The organism is Tolypothrix sp. FACHB-123 (assembly GCF_014697075.1).
Taxonomy (GTDB): Bacteria; Cyanobacteriota; Cyanobacteriia; order Cyanobacteriales; family Nostocaceae; genus Aulosira.
Map to the genome: position 1 here is coordinate 1 of NZ_JACJRE010000092.1, position 21916 is coordinate 21916.

The 21916-nt window shown below is 39.7% G+C and carries 12 protein-coding genes; 4 read left to right on the forward strand and 8 right to left on the reverse strand.

Annotated features, from left to right (window positions below; genetic code table 11):
* The coding region (locus H6G41_RS31830; protein ID WP_190752095.1) for a Calx-beta domain-containing protein at positions 1-1838 on the forward strand (1838 nt) is incomplete at its 5' end.
* 164 nt (positions 1839-2002) lie between these two features.
* On the opposite strand, the gene H6G41_RS31835 is transcribed toward H6G41_RS31830, so the two are convergent.
* Both H6G41_RS31835 and H6G41_RS31840 read right to left on the reverse strand, forming a co-directional pair.
* Positions 2003-3280: a calcium-binding protein gene (locus H6G41_RS31835; RefSeq protein ID WP_190752096.1), complete on the reverse strand. Its 1278-nt coding sequence runs from the start codon at positions 3278-3280 to the stop codon at positions 2003-2005.
* A gap of 603 nt (positions 3281-3883) precedes the next feature.
* The gene (locus H6G41_RS31840) at positions 3884-4240 is read right to left on the reverse strand and encodes a BON domain-containing protein (RefSeq protein ID WP_190752097.1); all 357 of its coding nucleotides are present in this window, start codon (positions 4238-4240) and stop codon (positions 3884-3886) included.
* 694 nt (positions 4241-4934) lie between these two features.
* Here H6G41_RS31840 and H6G41_RS31845 point away from each other — a divergent pair.
* Positions 4935-6353, forward strand: coding sequence for a sensor histidine kinase KdpD (locus H6G41_RS31845; protein WP_190752098.1), 1419 nt, complete (start codon positions 4935-4937; stop codon positions 6351-6353).
* A 3-nt stretch (positions 6354-6356) separates the two neighbouring features.
* Here H6G41_RS31845 and H6G41_RS31850 read toward each other — a convergent pair whose 3' ends face one another.
* The 3 genes from H6G41_RS31850 to H6G41_RS31860 all read right to left on the reverse strand — a co-directional run bounded on the left by H6G41_RS31850 (position 6357) and on the right by H6G41_RS31860 (position 9916).
* Positions 6357-7757: a DICT sensory domain-containing protein gene (locus H6G41_RS31850; RefSeq protein WP_190752100.1), complete on the reverse strand. Its 1401-nt coding sequence runs from the start codon at positions 7755-7757 to the stop codon at positions 6357-6359.
* Between the two features lie 342 nt (positions 7758-8099).
* Positions 8100-9593, reverse strand: coding sequence for a UDP-N-acetylmuramoyl-L-alanyl-D-glutamate--2,6-diaminopimelate ligase (locus tag H6G41_RS31855; RefSeq protein ID WP_190752102.1), 1494 nt, complete (start codon positions 9591-9593; stop codon positions 8100-8102).
* 47 nt (positions 9594-9640) lie between these two features.
* On the reverse strand, positions 9641-9916 hold the full coding sequence (locus H6G41_RS31860) for a glutaredoxin family protein (RefSeq protein WP_190752104.1): 276 nt from the start codon (positions 9914-9916) through the stop codon (positions 9641-9643).
* Positions 9917-10785: 869 nt separating this feature from the next.
* On the opposite strand from H6G41_RS31860, the gene H6G41_RS31865 reads away from it, so the two are divergent.
* Together H6G41_RS31865 and cysH are read left to right on the forward strand one after the other, a co-directional pair.
* Positions 10786-13098, forward strand: coding sequence for a GAF domain-containing protein (locus H6G41_RS31865; RefSeq protein WP_190752106.1), 2313 nt, complete (start codon positions 10786-10788; stop codon positions 13096-13098).
* A gap of 716 nt (positions 13099-13814) precedes the next feature.
* Positions 13815-14537: a phosphoadenosine phosphosulfate reductase gene (cysH, locus tag H6G41_RS31870; RefSeq protein WP_190752108.1), complete on the forward strand. Its 723-nt coding sequence runs from the start codon at positions 13815-13817 to the stop codon at positions 14535-14537.
* A gap of 138 nt (positions 14538-14675) precedes the next feature.
* On the opposite strand, the gene H6G41_RS31875 is transcribed toward cysH, so the two are convergent.
* The 3 genes from H6G41_RS31875 to H6G41_RS31885 are packed head-to-tail and all read right to left on the reverse strand — an operon-like array spanning position 14676 to position 21774.
* Complete coding sequence (locus H6G41_RS31875) at positions 14676-15776, reverse strand: hypothetical protein (protein WP_190752111.1); 1101 nt, start codon at positions 15774-15776, stop codon at positions 14676-14678.
* 20 nt (positions 15777-15796) lie between these two features.
* The gene (locus tag H6G41_RS34740; protein WP_199316423.1) at positions 15797-17674 is read right to left on the reverse strand and encodes a trypsin-like peptidase domain-containing protein; all 1878 of its coding nucleotides are present in this window, start codon (positions 17672-17674) and stop codon (positions 15797-15799) included.
* A gap of 56 nt (positions 17675-17730) precedes the next feature.
* Entirely contained in the window at positions 17731-21774 is a 4044-nt protein-coding gene (locus H6G41_RS31885) for a DUF4011 domain-containing protein (RefSeq protein WP_374939450.1), read from the reverse strand.
* Positions 21775-21916: the final 142 nt, after the last annotated feature.

A 21916-nucleotide genomic window follows, 5' to 3' on the forward strand; every position in this document is an offset into this window, starting at 1 on the left:
GTTCCCCCGATCAATTATTCGGTGGTTTAGGTAATGATACCATCAACGCCTTAGCTGGTAATGATGTCCTGTTTGGTGAACAAGGTGATGACCGTTTACAGGGGGGTGCAGGCAATGATACTCTCTACGGTGGCACAGGTAATGATATCGCTGTTTACTCAGGTACTCGTGCCCAATATCAAGTCACTAGTAGTGGAGGTGTCTATACAGTTACCGATTCAGTGGCTGGTCGTGATGGCATCGATAAACTATACGATCTCGAAAGAATCCAGTTTTCCGATCAAACTCTCACCCTAGATGTCCCTTCTAGCATTACCCTAGCTGTATCTCCAAGTAGCGTTCTAGAAGATGGGACAGCCAATTTGGTTTACACCTTCACCAGAACTGGAAGTACAACTAATGCTTTAACTGTTAACTATAACGTTGCTGGTACAGCCACCCTCAACACAGACTACACCCAAAGCGGTGCAGCCAGTTTCACAGCTACCACAGGAACCATTACCTTTGCAGCAGGTGCAAGTACAGCCACTCTCACCGTTAACCCCACTGTAGACACCACCTTTGAAGCTAATGAAACCGTCGCTTTAACTCTCGCCACAGGAACAGGTTACACCATCGGCACGACAACAGCCGTCACCGGCACGATTACCAATGACGATCCTTCTGGTATCACCATTAATCTTAATCCTAGCCAGACAATAGTTGAAGGCTTAATCAGTCCGCAAAACGCTGCATATACCGTTAGTCTCTCCCAAGCTAGCAGCCAAACTATCACTGTTAACTATGCTACTGCTAACGGTACAGCTACAGCAGGTTCAGACTACACAAGCACTACTGGAACTCTGACTTTTGCTCCAGGACAAACCAGTAAGGTGATCAATATCCCCATTCTCAATGATTCCATTAGTGAAGCAGATGAAACCTTTACCCTGAAGCTGACATCTCCTACCAATGCGAGCCTGGGTACAACCAGTACTGTCACCACCACTATCACGGATACCCTCAGTGCTGCCGTCACTACTACATTGCCAACTAATGTAGAAAACCTCACCCTCACAGGAACAGCTGCCATTAATGCTACAGGGAATGCTGGCAATAATATCCTCAAGGGTAATAGTGCCAATAATACTTTAGCTGGTGGTACAGGAAATGACACCTATGCTTTTGTAGCTAATACAGCTTTAGGGACTGATACTATTACCGAAACAGCTACAGGTGGTATTGATACCATTGATTTCAATGGTAGTACTGTAGGTGTGCGGGTGAATTTGGGTGTTACCACAGCGCAAACGGTGAATAGTAATCTCAAATTAATTCTCTCTGCCAACAATGTGATTGAAAATGCCAGAGGTGGTTCAGGTAATGACCGTCTCACAGGTAATGCTTTAAATAATAACCTCACTGGCGGTAGTGGCAACGACCAACTGCAAGGATTAGCCGGAGATGATACCCTCTGGGGCGGACTGGGCGATGATATTCTGACTGGGGGAACTGGTAAAGATAAGTATTTGTTCCAAGGTAGTGGAGCCTTTACTAGTACTTTAGGCGTTGATTACATTAGCAACTTTGAAGCGGGACAAGACTTAATTGTTCTGAGTAAAGCTACTTTTACTGCTGTAACTAATAGTGCAGGACAAGCTTTAAGCGATTTTGCGGTTGTTACTGATGATGAGTTTGTTAATGCTAGTAATGCACGGATTGTCTTTAGTCAAAGTAGTGGTAGCCTATTCTACAATCAGGACGGCAATCTTTTAGGTACAGACAAAGTGTTTGAATTTGCTCGTTTAGGCAATCCTGATATTACTCTGGCTAGTAGCAATTTTAGTTTGGTTGCTTAGTACTTTGCCTTATTAGTTGGCAGAAATTAGCGATTAGATCCCCGAATTCTTGAAGAATTCGGGGATCTAGCAACTCATGAATTGGATATTATTTTTTACTCAGTAAAACCTCTGCGATCGCCTGGGGAATTGGTAAGCTGGAATTCACATCCAAACTGTGAATATTAAATGATGAAAATGTCTTGATAGGTAAGATTTGGCGCACCAGATAGTTGAGCAAACTGTACTTGCTTTTGACTGCCAGTACCATCAATATCAAAGAACAAATCGCCTGTTTTATCGTTATAAATAAATCGGTCGTTAGCATGAGCTGCTGATGTACCGAGAATGAATTGCTCTGGTTTAAGCAGACCGAGACTCAGCCCGCTAACAGTATTTTTGGTCAGTTCACCAGAGTCATCAATAAATTCACCCCCAACCGGATAAAAAAGACCATCACCAAAACCAGAACGGGAAACTTGAATGCGATCGCCTTCATCGGCATTAAAGTCTGCGATCGTATCAATTCCGTTATCCTGATTGTAGAAGACAAATGTATCTGCTCCGTTACCTCCGGTCAGAGTATCGCGATCGCTCTCAGCAATTGATTGGTCAGTGACAATATCAGGTGTAATTTTTGTAGAATCAGTTGAAAGTTTCAGATTATCTATGGTGAATCTTTCTGCGGTTAAATTAACTTTTTCCCTTACAGCATCCCTGATATTTGCTACTTGAGCTACTGTCTCAAAACTTGGTGTATCTAAAGACCGCAAAACTAATCTTTGATTACTACCGACAATAGTATCGTCACCATCACTACCATCAATTTTATCATTGCCACCGCCACCATCTATATAGTCGTTACCAGTGCCTCCATTAATGCGATCGTCGCCCCAACTACTAAGTAAAGATGTTTCACTATCTGTAGCAGTATTTTCTCTGATATATACCTGATATGAATAGGAAGTAGAATCACCGTAAAGAAAGTCATTCCCCCCACTACCATGTATGCTGTCGTTACCGTTACCACCATATACATAGTCATCTTCAGCACCAGCATAGAGAAAATCATTTCCCGCTTCACCGTATATGATATCGGAACCACCACGCCAGGCGATCGCCCAGTCATTTCCGCTTCCGGCTAAAATTAAATCGTTATTGCTAGTATCAGTCAGATAGTCAGACTTAGGAGTACCTTCAATTAGGTATGAGGGGGGAAAATAAGGGTATTTGGATGCAGTTGTATTTATGGTTATGGAACTACTTGTAAATACTGAGCCTGAATCATTTTGAACCGTTAATGATATTTTTTCTGATGATGGTAATGGTTCGGGAAGTAGTTTTTTGATATCTTGGTTAGACTGAAGCTGAATTGGAGAAGACTTATCAGTTAACTGATTTGCGAATGATAAAACTAATTGTTGGTCTTCTAGAGATAAATCGGGTAGATTGGTAGACGCCATGATTGATTCCCTCCTGATATTGGTCGCAATTAAGGTTCTACCGCTCACTTAATGTGACGGTATTAAAACTCAGAGTGCATATATAAAAGTCAAAATCCTAAAACTTCATCCCCACCAAGCTAATAGCCCATAATAATTTTTTATTTTTAATTCGCTTCCTTCCAGGGATAGACTGTAGCCAGAGTTAATTGCAGAAAATTGAAATAGGAAAAATTCTATCTAAAAATAAATCAAAGCTGAAATTACTGTGAAATCAGGATTGTTATCTCTGGTTTTTCGCCAAAATGATTAGAGATTACTATATTTTTTGACTAATTTCATCAACTAAATTTAATTAAACAGCTGCCTAGCCAATCTGTCTGGCCATTTTGGCTAGTATTTACTTTTCTTATTGTCGTGACATATTCCATATTTAACAGTAATAGCAACAGCGGAATGCACACAGCCATGCATAGAATGTGATTCCGCAGCCAAAATCCTCGGCGATATAATTCTAATTACTGTTTCAATTTTCATTATTTATAAACAATAAAAAAACAGGACTGACACTAAGCTAGTCCTGTTGAAAGTGATTCAATGTTGAATCGGAGATTCTTGATGCTGTTATTTAGCTTTTGTTGATGCAGCTTTGGCTTCTACTTTCACTGTCTTGACACCTTTTTGTTCTTTAACTAAGGGTTCAATTTTCTTGATGTCAGCTTCAGTAGGAACTGTTCCTGTAACTGTAACTACACCATCTTTTTCTGCCACTACTAACTTGCTACCAGGAATCTTTTCTTCTAATTTGCTGAGAATAGGGCTTTTAGCAGTAGTTTTAGTTTTTGCTGATGCTTCTTTTGCTGGTTGGCTAGCTTCATTGGTGGTGCTAGGAGTTTCCGAAGCATTTTTGCTGGCATCTTGGCAACCAACAGCACCAACTACAAGAATACTGCTGACTAAAAATGGGATGAGCTTTTTCATATCAATCTCCAAAATGATTACTTGAAGCGATTCATTTATGTGTGTGTCATGTAGAGGAGCAAATGTTAAAAAACAATTAAAATTACCAAGTGCGAAAATCAGCACACAGGTGATTAAAACTTGAAATTCAGGTAACTTCTGAAGGCTAGAATATTGCAGCCAATTTAAGAAGCACCAGTTTAATTTCAGTAGGTATACTGACGAGTCAGACTGTGGCAAAACTTGATAATTTCTTATTAGCTGAAAGCAGCCACTAAGTAGTTTTTTCAAGCTAGTCTATTTCAGTCTTCTCAACAGAAAATAGATTCTAACAGGTTTAAATAAAACTTGCACATCATCGCGCAAAATTTAATAATTGGGCATTGGGCATTGGGCATTGGGGAGCCAGTCGCGTGGGCGGGTTTCCCGACTTGAGCGAACTGGCGTCATTGGGCATTGGGCAACAGTCTGTAGGGGCGGGTTTATTTAGATCATTGTTGATCCACGAGGATATCTGTGAACCCGCCTTCACAACAGTTAACCATCAACCGTCAACCCCCAAAAGTTTCATTTTCGCGATCGCAGGGGAATTGCGGCTATATTGTTCGGTTATACGACTGTCGCTAGCACACAAATGACTATAACCTCGTAAGTAGGTAGTGAAATTGCCTTACTTAGTTGTTGTAAGCTGCTTTGAATCTAGGGGTGAAAACCTGTGTACGAATGGATATTGCCAAGTCTGAGGGAGATTTTAGCTGAAAATCAGTCAACCGTGGCTGAATGTTCGCCAGCAAAAGCAGAGTGGCAGTGGCGTATTAGCCTAGCAGCAACTGAACAATTGCTTATCAATACTTTAGCAACGGCGACAGCTGATGCTAATCAAGGATTAGTTTTAGCTGCACCAGCACCCTTGTTTAGCCTAGCATCACTAACTCAAAGCTTGCAGACTGTAACCTTCACAGCCAAACCATTCAACCCGTTGGCGTTGATGCCTTTTGAAATGCCTACAGCTACGGAAAGTGCTGATGAGGTTACTCCCCATGAATCAGTTCTGCCTTTACTCCCTGCCGATCCTTTAGGTAAAGAGAAATTTTGCTTAGTTTTTACAGATAAATTTAGATTAGTACTGATTTTAGCAGAACATAATAGCCAAACATCGTTTTTATTTTCCTTTGAGCCAGAGGTGGTGGAACAGGCTTGGCGTGCTTTAGGGGCGCGAGTCATGCTGACTAATCCCGATTATTTTGCTGATTTGGATGCGTTAGTGAAAAAGTATGCGCCAGCGGCTCCAGATTACCGCACTGTGATGCAGTTTAGCCAGTTGTTGCTGCAAGTAGCGCCAGAACCAGATAAGGAAAGTATTCCTGCGGTTGCGCCTGTTTCCACGCCTGCAACTCCTACTTCCCGCCCAGATGTGGAATTACTCCAGGCTTTTGCCCATGAAGTGCGGACTCCGTTGACGACTATTCGCACTATGACTCGCTTACTGCTGAAACGACGAGATTTACCTGCTAATGCGATCGCTCGTTTGGAAGTTATCGATCGCGAATGTACCGAGCAAATCGATCGCATGGAGTTGCTATTTAACGCCGCAGAATTAGAAACATCTAACTCCGCAAAATCTGCGCACACCCAACTAACAGCAATGTCTCTCGATCAAGTTTTGCAGCAGAGTATTCCCCGTTGGCAACAAGCTGCAAATCGCCGCGATTTAACTTTGGATGTGGTTTTACCCCAACAACTACCAACGGTGGTAAGTAATCCGACAATGTTAGACCGGGTACTGACTAATTTAATTGACAATTTTACCCGCAGCTTACCTGCTGGTAGCCATATTCAAGTACATGTGATTCCGGCGGGCGATCAATTGAAGTTACAATTATCACCTCAGCCCCAATGTATAGATCACAATAAAGCTACTACACCAACTCCGCCGATTCGCAAAGCTTTGGGTCAATTGCTGATGTTCCAGCCGGAAACCGGTACAATTAGTCTCAACATTGCGGCGACTAAGCATTTATTTCAAGCTATTGGTGGTAAGTTGATTGTGCGCCAGCGTCCGCAATATGGGGAAGTGTTGACTATTTTCTTACCCTTGGAAGTCAATGCTCAAGTCAATGCTAAACAGTGGTGAAGTTTAGCGATCGCGCACCCGCGGTAAATTAACAATAAAAGTCGTACCTTCATTAGGCTTACTTCTAACATTAATAAAACCACCACAACGCCAAAGTAACTGTTGTACCACTGTTAGCCCCAATCCAGGGCCGCTAGATTCATCCATTGTCATGGAACGCACGCGGTAAAAGCTGTCAAAGATTTTCGTAATATCTGTTTCCCCAATCCCAATACCTGTGTCGCGAACTTCTAGCTGTACATAATCGCCATTGACGCGCGATCGCACCCACACCTGTCCGCCATTGGGTGTAAATTTTATACTGTTATGTAATAAATTAATCACAATCAGCTTCAATCCACCATTGATACACCACACAGATGGTAGGTCAGTGGGTATGGTGTAGGCTAGCATAATTCCTTTTTCTTGGGCTACTGGCTGATAAGTACTAACTATCCCTGGAACCAAATCGGCTAAAAATACAGGTTCTAAGGGTGACTCTTGCAAATTGCGTTCTAGATGTACTAAATCCAATAAACCGTTAATTAAAGAATTTTGGCGATCGCACTGGTTATTTAACATTTGTAAATAACGTTGTCGTTGGGGCGGTTTGAGCGTTGGCGAATTTAATAACGACAGTGCTGTTTTCATGTGGGTGAGGGGAGTCCGCAACTCCTGACAAGCATTGCTTAAGTATTCATTCTTGGTTTGTCCTTTGTTCGCCAGTTTTTGATTTTGCTGCTGCAACTTAGTGAGCCGCTTTGTCATCAATTGTTGATTAATTTCATTTTGTCGCTGGACTTGTTTGACTAACAGCTGATTGATCAGCATAGATTCAGGTAAATGAGGAAAAATAGAATCAACCGGGACGATAGCTGCTGATTCTGGTGTTATCGCTTGTTTAATACCATCTAGCACTCGCTGAATTACCCTACCTTCAACAGTAGTCATGGCGACTAAAGACAGAGTTTTTTGATTTCTCTTCTTATGGATTGGAGTTTTACGTCTTTTGAGTGGGCGATGAGCCAAAATTAAACTGCAAAACTCTGGCGACAAGACTATAAAGAAATATTCCCTTTGTAAATATCTATTTGGTAATAACTTAACCACCAACTTTTCCGGTGATGAGTTAAAATGTGCGATCGCTTTTGCGTCATTTCTGCGCCGTTCTTCTAGCTGACAATGGTAAATGACAATAGATTGATCGATTGCGGACTGATAACGCAATAATTCTGCTTGCCAAATTTTTCCTGGGGGTAGCTTCACCCATAAAGTCGCGACAATTTTCTGCTCAATCAAGAGGTCGATTTGTGACCTCAATAGTGATAGCACAGTAGCAGGACTAAGGGGTAATGGTGGAGGAGGCGCTTGCATTGACAAAGCCAACTGATAAATCGACAGATCCTGAGCCAGAGAATCATTCATGAGTCAAGCACAACCAGGAGGGATAGAGAAGGAGAGAGGAAAAGATCATTCTGTCTTTAGCTTTTCACCCTGATGTTTAGTTTGTTTACCAGAAAGCTAAGAAAATTAATATTAATTATCAATTCTGGAATATGAAATATAAAACTAATGGAGTGTATCATCTACCTGATGATGCTGCAAGCATCGCTTAGTGGAAATAAATTTAGAATTAACAATTGACGATTGAAGTTTATTGATATCTTTACACTCTGCTGGAAATTATTTTTTCATTAATAAAGTCTCTAGGCTCAAATATTGCAACATTCTTAATCACCGGATGGTGGGCAATGCCCACCATCGATTTTAGATTTTTAGCCTGGTTTGTAAAGCGGCTCTTGCTTGTTCTCGGTCATCAAAGTGAATTTTTTCTGTACCGAGAATTTGGTAATCTTCGTGACCTTTGCCAGCAAGTAACACCCCATCTCCCGGTTGGGCTTGTAAAATTGCCGTTTCAATAGCGGTAGCGCGATCGCTAATTACGGTGGGATTTAGCGTTTCGGGAATACCCGCCAAAATATCTTGTAAAATCCTTTCGGGGTCTTCAGTGCGGGGATTATCTGAAGTTACCACCGCCACATCGGCTAATTCCGCCGCGATTTTTCCCATTTTTGGGCGCTTAGTGCGATCGCGATCGCCTCCACAACCAAATACGCAAATCATCTTACCGGGGATAAATGGACGCGCTGCTTTGAGTAAATTCTCCAAACTATCTGGCGTGTGGGCATAATCCACAATGACACTGATATCTTGGTTGTCAGTCACCTGTACCCGTTCCATTCTTCCCGGTACACCAGGAAATTCCGGTATGCTAGCGGCAATTAGCTGCAAATCTAAACCTAAGTGTAAAACTGCGGCGACGGCTGCTAAGAGATTTTCTAAATTATATTGACCTACTAAAGGCGAACGGAAAGCTACATCTCCCTTGGGTGTGTGTAATGTACCACTCACACCATTCGGCTCATAATTGAGATCGCTCATCCAAAAATCAGCGCGATCGCTAACACTGTAACTCCAAACTTTATCTGGACTCAAGGAAGCAATTAATCTTTGACCGTAGGAGTCATCAGCATTAATTATCGCCCGACCTTTAAGATAATTGGGACTAAACAATAATGCTTTCGCCCCAAAATAATCTTCCATATCCCGGTGATAATCCAAGTGATCTTGGGTGAGATTGCTAAATACTCCCACCTCAAACTCACAACCTAATACTCTACCTTGGGCTAAAGCATGGGAACTAACTTCCATCACGCCATACTCACACCCAGCATCCACAGCTTGGGCTAGCTGTTGTTGCAATTCCACCGCAAAGGGCGTAGTATGCACAGCAGTTTCGCTAAAACCAGGCCAGCGCGTGTAAAGAGTTCCCATCAAAGCAGTGGGAAGATTGGCTTTACCTAAAAGAAATTCAATCAGGTGGGTAGTTGTGGTTTTGCCATTAGTACCAGTAACACCGACTAATTTCAGTTTTTTTCCCGGATAATCATAAAAAGCACCGGCTAATTGGGCACAGGCTTGAGTCATATCATGAGCACTAATGACAACAGCCTGATTATTAGGCGGATTTTTTTCTACAGCTTGGGGAGAAACAACCGCTGCTACTGCACCCGATGCGATCGCACTTGGCCAAAATTCCCCACCATCTACCCTAGTTCCTGGCATCCCAATAAACAAATCCCCCACCCCACAAGCATGGGAATTTGTCTTTAAGCCTTGTACTTCTACATCCGCCAAAGCTGGATGGTTAGGTAATTGCTCTACAGAGTCTATCGCTGCTAGTAATTCCCGCAGTTTCATTTTGTGAACCTCGCCACACGCTTTTCTTGCGCTTATTCTGCATTATTTTAATCATTGGGGAAATACTTACGCAGCATTTGCTCTAACTGCTGCACGCTAGCACGGGGCGAAGGACGGGGTAAAGGTTGCTCGCGCACATCTTCACCTTGGGGATTGGATAGATATAATACGGGTATTTCATACTGATATGCCAAAAACCAATCCTCTCGCGTATTAATATCGCGAATTTCTAACTCAAAGGTGAGATTTTCAATTTTTTCTAGCTTTTCTTGCAAACCTTCACATAAATGACATCCCGGTTTGCTATACAAAATTAATCGCATTTGCTGTCATCCTGAGTTGCACTCCCAATTTCTCACAAAAATCATCAAAGGTGGCGAGAAATCGAATCTTTTAACAAGTGTTAGGGATAGTCGCTCCATCACCGTCAAAGAAGAGGAACAAGTACTCATTTACAGGTTTTTAGTAAGCAAAAAGCCATTTCACCTTCTTGTTAAGCCTTAACAAGTTCTCATTTTGGTGTTTTCCGCAGATGAAATACCATTTCACCTTCTCGTTAAGCCTTAACACTTACTCATTTTGGTAAATCACGCACTCATTTCGGTGTTTTCCGCAGATGAAATACCATTTCACCTTCTCGTTAAGCCTTAACACTTACTCATTTCGGTAAATCACGCACTCATTTTGGTGTTTTCCGCAGATGAAATGCCTTAACACCTACTCATTTCGGTAAATCACGCACTTATTTTAAATTAGGGCATTGGGCATTGGGCATTGGGCATTGGGCATAGTTATTTCTCTTCTGCTTCCTCTGCTCCCTACCCCCTACCTCTTCTGTGAAAGCGAATTAATTTTTGCTTAATGCAACTAAAGCAATTACAAATGACACCGAGCTACCTTAGCAAACGATAACAATTTTCTATTTTGCTCATTGATGAAATTCATGCACTGCCTACATGACGTTTGCTGCTAAGACTTCTCAAGTTAACACACTTTCCACATGAGCAGATTCAACTATATTTTTGATATATATCTTACTAATTAACCCTAGCGGTAAATGACTATAAAATTTTATAATGTGTGCAAATACGTAAGTATTTAATTTCAATTGAAGAGATTCAACAGCTTTACCAGTCATCCAGGTTTCGGTGCATCTACCTTTTAATACTTCAAATCAAGGTATAAATACCGAATGATTCATCCTGACTATCCATATGATTTAGATACAAGAATTGCTGAAGAAAGTTTGTTACACCGCATAACAAGCAGAATTAGGCAATCTCTCGAACTTAAAGAGATATTAAAAACCAGCGTCACGGAAATTCGGTCATTTTTGCAGACAGATCGGGTGATGGTCTATCGATTTGACAGCGATGGTAGTGGAGAAGTCGTTGCTGAATCTATACATCAACAACAACTACCATCGCTGGTGGGGTTACACTTTCCCGCTACAGACATTCCTCAAGAAGCGCGAGATATGTTTCTGCGGGCGCGACAACGTTCAATTGTCAATGTAGCCAATGGGCGGATTGGACTATCACCACTAGATAGTCCGGATACTGGCAAATCTCTGAGTAGTGAAAATCTCTACTATCGTACAGTAGACCAATGCCATATTGATTACCTGACGGCAATGGGGGTGCAGTCTTCCTTAGTCGTGCCCATTATACACCACGACCCCAAAGACCAATTAGCAAAACCCAAACTGTGGGGATTGTTGGTATCACACCACAGTCAACCAAGAACCGTTGAAAAAAGGGAATTGCAATTAGTCCAGCAAGCAGCCGATCAACTAGCAGTGGCGATCGCCCAAAGCGATCTCCTCAAGCAAGTCCGTGCAGAAAAGCAGCAAGAAGCGATCGTTAATCAAGTCACCACCCTGTTACATTCCTTACCTACTATTCAATGTCAGACAGCACTAGAAGCTACTATTGCTGCTTTTGGCGGTAACGGAGGAAGACTTTACATAGATGATGGTGCTGAATTATATACTTGGGGCGAACAACCAACAATACCACAAGCACAAGCAAATACTCTCATAGAACAGCATCCCCTATGGCAAGACTGGATGGCTGAATGCAAAATCGGTAACATATGGGCAATTACCGATCTGCATAAAGAACGCAATTGGTTAGAGCTAGCACCCCTATTTCAATCAACTAAAATTAGGGGGATGTTAATAATTCCCCTAAACTACCGTCAAAGTTTTATGGGAGTTTTAACCATTTTTCGCCCGGAATGCGATCGGGAAATTTTGTGGGCGGGGGAATGGGATACTAATGAGAGACAAAGACTACCTCGGCTGTCATTTGCAGCTTGGCTAGAGGAGAAAAAAGGACAAGCGCCTGAGTGGAAGCCAGAAGAAATTTCCTTAGGAAGCGCCATAGCCGATCAATTTGCGATCGCCATTCAGCAACAGCAAATGTATCACCAAGTAGAAACACTGAATGCTAATTTAGAACAATTAGTAGCACAGCGCACAGCCCAACTACAAAAATCCTTAGATATCACCAGAGTCATTAAGCAAGTTTCCGATCAAATCCGCAGCAATCTTGACTATAAAATCACCTTGCAAACTCTCGTGCAAGAAGTGCGCAAACTGCTGCAAACAGACCGAGTATTGATTTATAAACTGCTTAATAACTGCGAAGGCGAAGTAGTTTTTGAAGATGCAGACAGTAACTTGCGTCCGATTTTAGGGATGAAAACACCATTGGAATGTTTTCCCGAAGAATCAGCCCGACTTTACTTGCGCGGTAGAGTTAGGGCAATCAACAATACATTATCAGCAGATTTGACACCTTGCCATCGAGACTTTTTACTCAGTCTCCAAATTCGCGCCAATTTAATCGTACCCCTAAAAATGGGCGATCGCTTATGGGGTTTAATCATCGCCCATGAATGTTTTGCACCGAGAAATTGGCAAGATGAAGAAATTGATTTGTTGCAAAATGTAGCTGATGAGGCGGTGCTAACTATTCAGCACGCACAACTATACGAAACCAGTCGCGCTGCGGAATCCAGCGCCACAGAAAAAGCACAACAGCTAGCGCAAGCTCTTGAGCAAATTCAAAAAACCCAAGCACAACTAATTAAAAGTGAAAAAATGTCCAGCGTTGGACTGTGGGCTTTGGGTGTCGCGCATCAAATCCAAAACCCTGTTAACTTTATCTCCTCTCATCTTTCCGATATCGGTGACAGCATCCAAAAATTACTCGAACTTTTGCGCCTGTATCAGTTGAACTATCCTCATCCCAACGGTGAAATTCACTATCACGCAGAAGCAATTAATTTGGATTTTCTCATTCATAAGTTACCGAAAATTCTGTTAACAATGAAACTGCAAGCCGAGCGCATCAACTCCATGATGTTATCTTTACGCAATTTTTCTTACCAAGATGTGGTCGCCATGAAAATTGCCGAACAATCAGACAATTCGGAAATGAGAAATATCTTCTCTGACCAAGTAGAAATCCGCGCGCCTGAGTTCACAAAAGACAGTTGACAATTGCATTTTTAAATAAAGGTATGATTTTGGCTGACAATATCGTAAGGGTTTAGCATTACTAAACCCTTACATAGCGGGGATACATTCCTCATCAAAATAGTAATTCATCGAATTCAGAAACCACCGATTTTTGTCAATTCATTGACAATATATTACTCATCACATATGACCAATTACCAAATTTTAAAGCCCTTCCGCGATATGACAGAAAGGCTGAAAAATTTTATTTGCTAAAAAATTGCTAGTTTTATTTAAAATGCATTCATGATTGTGATGATGCTAGCGCTTGTCAACATGATCAAAGCGCCCATAAGTAGAGATACACCCAAAGAACCAGAAGCTTTTGAATCGTTCATTTTTTTTTGATCCCTGCAAGTTAAGGATTCCTTAAGAATATCAGGATGGTATTTTATATCCATATAAATACGGTAAAAGTTAAGATTACGTAAAGTTTCTTAGTAAATACTGTAGTAATTACTTATTTCAAACTTTGCTCAATTGCTGAAATTTAGTCACCAGGCAGAATTGGCTTAACTTTCTACATCCAGATTTGATGACATTCAGCAGATAGATAGTTATTGAGTATAAACTACTACTAGTTACCGAAAATAATAATCCCTCATTCCCTAGCGGTTTATGTGCCTTTTTGTGTACCTTAATGGGATAAAATAAATTTTGTTGAAGTTCAAGAATTATTTAGCTAGAAAATTATCATGACAGCTTCCACGATCTCTACCCAAACAAGCGAATTTAACTTAGAGCAGTTAAATCAACAATTTGAAACTGCCACTCCGAAAGAGATACTGGCCTGGTCTATAGAAAATATCCCCACAGGACTGGTGCAAACCAGCGCCTTTAACGTGGATGACATGATAATTACCCATATTCTTTACACTGAACTGAAGCATCCAGTCCCAGTAATCTTCCTCGATACCTTATTCCACTTCCCCCAAACCTTAGAACTAGTTGCTAAAACCAAAGAAATCTATAACCTGGATTTGCAAACCTACAAAACTCCAGACTTAGATAGCCGCGAAGCCTTTATTGCTAAATACGGCGAAGCACTTTGGGACAAAGATATTACCCAATTCCATCACGTTACCAAAATTGAACCATTGATGAGGGGTTTAGACGAACTGAATACCGTCGCTTGGATTACCGGTCGTCGTCGCGACCAAGCAGTTACCCGTGCTAACATGCCCTTCGTAGAACTAGATAGCCAAGGTCGCTTGAAAGTCAATCCCTTAGCTAACTGGACACGCAAAGATAGCTGGGCTTACGTAGCTGAACATGGAGTAATTTACAACCCCTTGCACGACCAAGGTTATCCCAGCATTGGCGATGAACCCATCACCACCAGAGTTGCTGACGGTGAAGACGAACGCGCTGGACGTTGGCGCGGAACCGGCAAAACTGAATGTGGAATTCATATTTAATAGTGATTAGAGAGTAAGAAGTGGGAAAAGGAAGAAAATCTTCTTTTCCCCCAACTCTTATCTTCCCTTTCTTTTATGCTCTAATTACTCTGCACCCATGCAACTAAACACTCCCACACAAGAAATATATCAGCTAGTTTACTGGCGATTTTGCTGAAAAAGTTGTTCTAAAACTGCCAATTCAGCTTCTGTCGCTGGATCGGATGCCGGTAATGGACGCTGCATAATTGAATAAAGCGATCGCTTTTGCACTTTCGTCGCTTGTAAGCCTAACTCGCGTAAATGTTCTTGAATCTTATATACCATATTAGGGCGGTCAGCTTTTGTCACATCAGCACTGCGGTAAATTGCTGTTTTAATATCTGGTAAAAGTATTGTTTTGACCACTTCATATTTTCCAGAAAATATAGCCTCTTGAGCTTTATCAACCAGTTCTTTAATGGTGGTTAATGACTCCCAATCTTGAGCAGTGCGCTTTTCTATACGAAATAGCATATAACTATAGCCTTCTAGGGGTTTACCGTCACGCACAAAAGTTTTCGTTACTCCAGGTGAAACAACACAGAGGCTATCATTTACAATACAAAGATTATCGTTATTTATCTTGTTATCCTGCGCCAAAATTGCAGCAAAATAACCCGCTTTAAGGGAATTACTACCACCTCCATTAGCTTCAGAAAATGTTTGTTGGTAGCCTAGTTCTAAACGACGCTCGCCAATGTCGAGTAAATCTTCAATACCCCGATATATTGGTTCTGCTAGCTTTATAACACTTGAAAGTTCCGGCACAGGTAACAACTCAGAAAATCTACCCATCGTCTTAATAAATTTACCGATGGAGTCATTCGTAGATATGCTAAATAAGCCTGCTTGTAACTCTACTAATCCATTATTAAAAGGAAATAAGGATGTCAGAGGATAGTTGCATTGAATAACTTTATCCAGATTATCTGATATTGATTTTTCTAATTGTCCAGGTGCAGCTAGATAGGGAATTGTTACGGATTCACCACCATGATTAAAGCGGACAGCTGCATGAACTACTGGATATCGTTGCTTAAACCATTCCACATCTTTAGCCAAACGCATCTCTACTAGCCAGATACGACAATAGGCTTCACCTGCAAAAATGGGTTTTTCATCGTAGTCTATATCAACTCGATGTTTCGGTAGAAAAAGGGTTTTATATTTTGGAGCCTCATGACTGAAAGTTTCAGATAACCTCTGGAAAAAGTCCATAAAATTATTCCTCTGTCACATCAAGCTAAATGCGGTGAAATTTGAGTCCAAATAGCGCGAATGGGAATACCTCCTGTTGAACCTGGATTCACAGAACGTTCTATACCGGGATTTCCTTTATGAATTGCAATCAATTCCCATTGGCGATTAAAAATTGGTGCCCCAGAGGAGCCGTCATCAGTTTTGAGATTATGATCAATATATTCTTCTGCTACTTGTATAATTTGTCCCAAGTCGGAAATTATCACATGATTACCCTGTGGATGATGGATGATGCGAATATCTTGACCACTATCTAAGATAGAACTTTCATTAATATAAATAGTTTTTTGTTGTATTTGAGCCTTGATTTTAAGTAGAGCATAATCAAAGTGACGATTATTAGTAATAACATCTAATTCCAATACATCTTTGTCGGATTGGTAACTTCCAGCTTTGTAACCAAGACGTACCCATGCTTTTTGCACTTGGCTCTTGCTGAAAATATGATTACAAGTTAGTAAGAAATCTTTTGTAATAAATACTCCTGTGCCTATAGGATTTCCTATAGGCGATTCGATTCTGCCAACTGTGTTACGAGCAGCTAACGCTTTGAAGTTTTCCTGACCTTGTTCGACTAACCGATTGAATAATTCTAAATCTTGGTCTTTTAATCCATAAATGGATGCTAAATCCCGTAGAAGCTCAAGTAAATTGACCAATGGATGATACTTAAAGTTTTTTTGAGATATTTGATAATTTTTAAATCCTGAAACTAGTGCCTGAGCAAATGTATTAGGTTGAGCGTCAAATTTTAAATTACTTAAAAACGCAGAATCAATACCAGCGCTTTCCAGAATATTTAGGCGATCACTAGCTACACTAACCTTTAAAGCAAAGTGATTTAGCGCTAGAATTAGTGGTGTGATATCTTTCTGATCTAAAAATATTTCCGGATTCATGATATTTTCATCTGTCCAAGTTAAAGAAGAATTTGTAGGTTTCAATAATGAATCATCAAGAGATGGACTGCTGTTAATAGAGAATAAAATATTAGTCTTTTCTGGTGCTTGTTTCTGTTGGTAATCTTCTATATCGTTAGTAGATTCTTGCGATGCGCTGCTCAATTCTGAAGTTAATATTGTCGGTGCAATTGTTTGCAGGCATATCTGCTGATGAAATCGATGCTTCAAATCCTGAATAAACTCTTCTAATGAAGTTTTTTGGCGGCAGTGTTTCTTTAAGGCTTTTTCAATTGTTTCAAGTAGACTTTCATAGAGATTATCGATATATTCTTCCCGTACAGCTTTTAAATTAGCTAACTCAAATGACCAGTAATTATACCATTGCCAAAGAGACTGAAATGGATTGGGGTTTGGAGCAGGTATACCTATTTCTATAAGGATGCTTATTTGTAATGCAACCTCCTGATAAATCTTTTTATAACCATCATCTTCAGACTTGACTAGCTCAATAGGCTGTCCTTGAGTAGCTACTGAAAGCATGATTAACTTTAACTGTTTAATATTTGCTATCAGATTTTCAAATTGTGATATTTGCCACTCATCAACTAACTCTTGCTGAGATTTATCTTTGATATAATACTGGCATGAAATAATTTCAACTTGTTTGAAAACGCTGGCGTAGAGGTCATGAATATATCCTGCTTTTGAAGCGTATCCACTTTTTAAACTTGACCAGTAATCACGCCAATTGGAAAGAGATTTAAATTTATTAGGATTGCCTATATTGACCCCTTCTTCTTCAAGAGCTTCTATAAGTTCAGCAATATTATTGTAAATTTCTGTATATTCTTTCTGTTTGTGATGAAGTTTCAATTCTCCCGTAGAAACTGCAATCATTATTATTTGCAATTGTTGAATTTTGTTTAACAGTTCTTCAATTAGTTCTACTACCATAGACAATCCACATCTTATTCAAATCCCTGTTTGGATAACTACACAAGTAACTGTGCTTATTTCTGATTGCGGAGATGCTCTATATTATCTATTAGCTTATTTATTTGGCTGTCCCTATCCCGATTCCACTCACGAGACCAAATTCTGTAAATGCGCCAGCCTAATTTTTGTAGAACTTCTTGGCGGAGACGATCACGATCTCGTGCTGTGGGATATTTATGATAAGTTCCTCCATCACACATAATGCCTAAAAGATATTCCTCTATTTCTGGCTTTCGGTTATCTATCACAGCTAGGTCAATTGGGTAAGCTGAACGACCCACCCGTTTCTTAACTGTATATCCCCTTTCTGTTAAAACCCGATAGATATCTTCTTCAAAGGGTAAATCAGAATGAGCCAGTTCATCATTAAGCTTTTCATCTAGTTTTTGACCGCCACTTTGAGTGTATGCAAAATACTCTTTAAGCAATGCAGCTTGTGGACTTTTTTCTGCCTCAAAATTTTCTGCTTTAATTGAGGCGACTAAAACAAATTTACATTTAGCGCGAGTTATTGCAACGTTTAATCTTCTTCTTCCTAAATCCTGTTGAATTTTACTAAGGTAACCAAAGGAGTGATTTAATTTATCGCGTTTTTCGTTATCAAAACCAAAGCCAAAGCTGAAAAAAATCACATCTCGTTCATCACCTTGAACTTCATCGATTGGTTTGATCAAGAAAGTACCTGAGTTATCTTGACAAAATTCTTCTATTTCTGGATGCTGAACACTGATTAAATTGAGTTTTTCGCGGATAGCTTTTGCCTGTTGTTTACTTGAAGTAATAATACCCAAAGATTTCTGAGGGTATTGCTGAAAATGCTGCACTGTCAGTTTTGCAATTTCCTCCGCTTCACGGATATTATCTCCGCGACCACCACGATCGTATATTCCGTCTTCAACGTAATGAAAATGTACGCCTCGACTAATATCTTTTACAGGATTGGGGAAAGAAATGAGTTTTGAATTGTAAAATTTTCGGTTGGAAAAGGAAATCAAGTTTTCATCTTGGCTACGATAATGCCAACTCAAAGTCCGGGTTTTCATAATTGATAAACTGGAACATTCATCGAGCAAATTTTCATAAATTTCTTCTTCTTCATTGTCATTATTAGAGGCTGTACTTTTGAAGTAAGAGGTTGGTGGTAACTGCTGGTCATCTCCGACAACAATTAGCTGTTTTGCTCGCATTATAGAAGATACTGCATCTTCAGTACGAACTTGGGAAGCTTCGTCAAAGATAACAACATCGAACTCAACTGCATCGGGATCTACATATTGACTAACAGCTAAAGGACTCATGAGCAAACAAGGCTTGAGGGTAGTAACAAGTTGAGGAGCATGTTTGATAAATTGACGAATTTTTTGTTGTCTTGTTAGCTTTTTTCTTTCTCTTTTTAGTAAATCCAATTGTTGAGATGCTTGCGGCTGTGTTGACCACTCTTGCCAAGATTCAGCATGAAGTTGTCTCAAACGTTTTATTGCAACTTCATACTGTTGTTTATCTTTTTCGGAAAATTCAGCTATTGTCCTCTCATGTAATTTATGATTAAAATTCCGCAACTCTGAATTGTCAGAATGTATCTGCCGTAGCAAATTATCATAAATGCCTTTTTTGAAAGCGGGAAACCACATATCTGGTGGAATATTAGAATTACGCAACTTAGATAAAAAATCTTTGGTTCCAAGAATTTCTAATTGACGAATTATTTCCTGATAATCCAACCACTGTTGGAGTAAAGCAAGTTCATTGCTAGCTTGGTATCGGAAATTTTCAACTTTATCTAAGGATGATTTTTCTAATTCACCAGATGCTGTCATGCGTTCTTGAGGAAAGTGTTTTCTGAGAAATTGAAAACCTTCTTTTATATGGTTTAAAGAAGGTTCCAAATTTTCTGATAGCCTTCTTAATTCGTGATAACTTTCTCTTGAGGCAATAACTGCTGCTACTTTATTTTTATCTAGTTGCTGCTGTTGATTAAGTATTTCCAACCATTCAAGACCTCGCTTTAGTTCTTCCAACTCTGTCATTTCTGCATTAAATGAAGAACCAAAAGCTTGACGAGCTTTGTTTTGTGCGTCTTGTAATATATTTAAAATGTTCTGGCGCTCAATTGCTTTTTCAATATCTGCAATCACTTCTTGTTCTGAAACCCGATTTTGATCTTGCCTAAGATTCATGAGGCGTTTATATTCTCGTCTCTTAGCTCTGCGCCATTGCCAATAAGCTGGTTGAAGGAAGAAGAAAATACCCGTAAATTTTCTGTAAAAAAGTCTCCTAATTTCTGAAAAATTGATGTTAAAAAATTCCCGAATATAATTCCTATTTAATTCAGAATTAATATCTTGGTATTTTGTAATATTTATTTCTAAATCATAAGACAAATCTCGCAGTTCAGATAAGTCTGTCGAAATTGACCAACTTTCAACTCGTGATGGAGCTTCTATAATATGAGTTACTGCTGGATGTAACTTCTCTAAATCGGAATAGGTTTGCAGTTCCTCTGTTATTTTTAGCAGTTGTCTCAATGAAATTACACTATCTTGAGCAGCCTTAATTCCCCTATTTTCAAGATGGTCAAGATTTGTTATCAAATCTCTTTCAAGATTAGACGACCAAGACTTACATTGTAGCGGACTGCTTGACCATATTGTTTTTTGTCTTTCTCGAAAAAAATCCTCAAATTGACTAAGTTTCTCTAGTAATTTTTTTACCTCATCCAATCTAATTTCTGACCAATCTTGAAGATTAGATAGATGAAACTTAAGGTCAGGAATTTCTTCTCGGTTCAGCTTGAGTATTTCACCATAGAGGTCAAAAGCAGATTTATTTAATGGTTGCTCAAGTTTATGTAAGCCTACTACATGATTATTGAGAATTTGCCGACAGTCACTTAGAGGTTTAAATAATATATCCCAATCTCGCTGCTGCGATTCATTCCTTTGTAAAAGATGAGTGGCAGTTTGTTCTAGTTCATTAAGAAAATCTTTTGTCTTTGTTGTTCCTTGGTGGTGTAAATTTAGACAAGCATCCTCTAACTTACTTTCTTTAAGCCTTTTAAAAACAACTTCTAGAGCAGTTTGCTTCTCTGCAACTACAAGCACTTTCTTCCTTTGTCCAATTAACTCAGCGATGATATTGACAATTGTTTGGCTTTTTCCTGTACCTGGAGGCCCCTGAACTACACAGCTAACTCCATTTTTTACAGCTTCTATTACTACTTGCTGGCTGGAGTCTGCATCGCATATTTGATAAATCAACGAGGGATTGATTTGATCAAGTTCTTTTTCTTGAAGAATATTGTGCCGATCAATATTATCAGGTATTCCTTTTACAGCTAGCCTTTGCAGTATGGGATGATTAGCTATTTTGTCCTGATTTTGTTCTAAATCTCGAATCATTGCGGCTTTTGCATCCTGGAACAAAGTTAAATATGCGGTTTCTTCTATTTTCCAGTTAGGTTGTTTAGCGATCGCACTACGAACCTCATCAAAAAAACTCTCATAACTCAATTGTTGATCGCGATCGCTATCAGGCAGCGTAATATTAAATTCATCGTGTAACTTGTTGACTAAAATAAAGTTAACAGAAATATCCTCATCTGTAGGGTAAAGTGTAAATTCAGGGGCTTTTCTCCCCTTTTTTTCTAGCCTAATTGGAACTAGTAGGATTGGAGAAACATACTTTTCTTGGGGTTTTTCGGGGTCAAACCATGTCAAAGTACCAAGGACTAAAAATAGACTATTAAAACCCTTCTCTTCGATGCTTGATTTTGCACCTTGAAGAAGCTCATCTAGCAGTTTCACCAAGTCTGAATCAGTCTGCTTAGTTCTGAGTTCACTCACAGGATATGAACTGGATTCTTCTTCTACAAGCTTTTTATATAAAAGTGAAGAGGTTGTAAGAATATCAACTACTGGTTTTTTATTTTTGCGGAAGTCAAGTAGCGGATTGCTGTTACTGGAATCAGCAAGTTTATCCTTCCAATTCTTGATTTTATCTTGAATCAATGGATTTATTTGGTTACTCATTAGCTTCCGATTTTTACCAGTTAATTTCAACAGCCTATTTCTTAATACTTTCTATTTTAAGTAAATTTTCGGGTTCTTTAGTACTTGTTATGCTAAACTAACAATCAAAATGCCAGTTTAACAAGCATCTAATTCGGAAGTTTTCAAAGTTTCTAAATCCATAAGCCGAGCG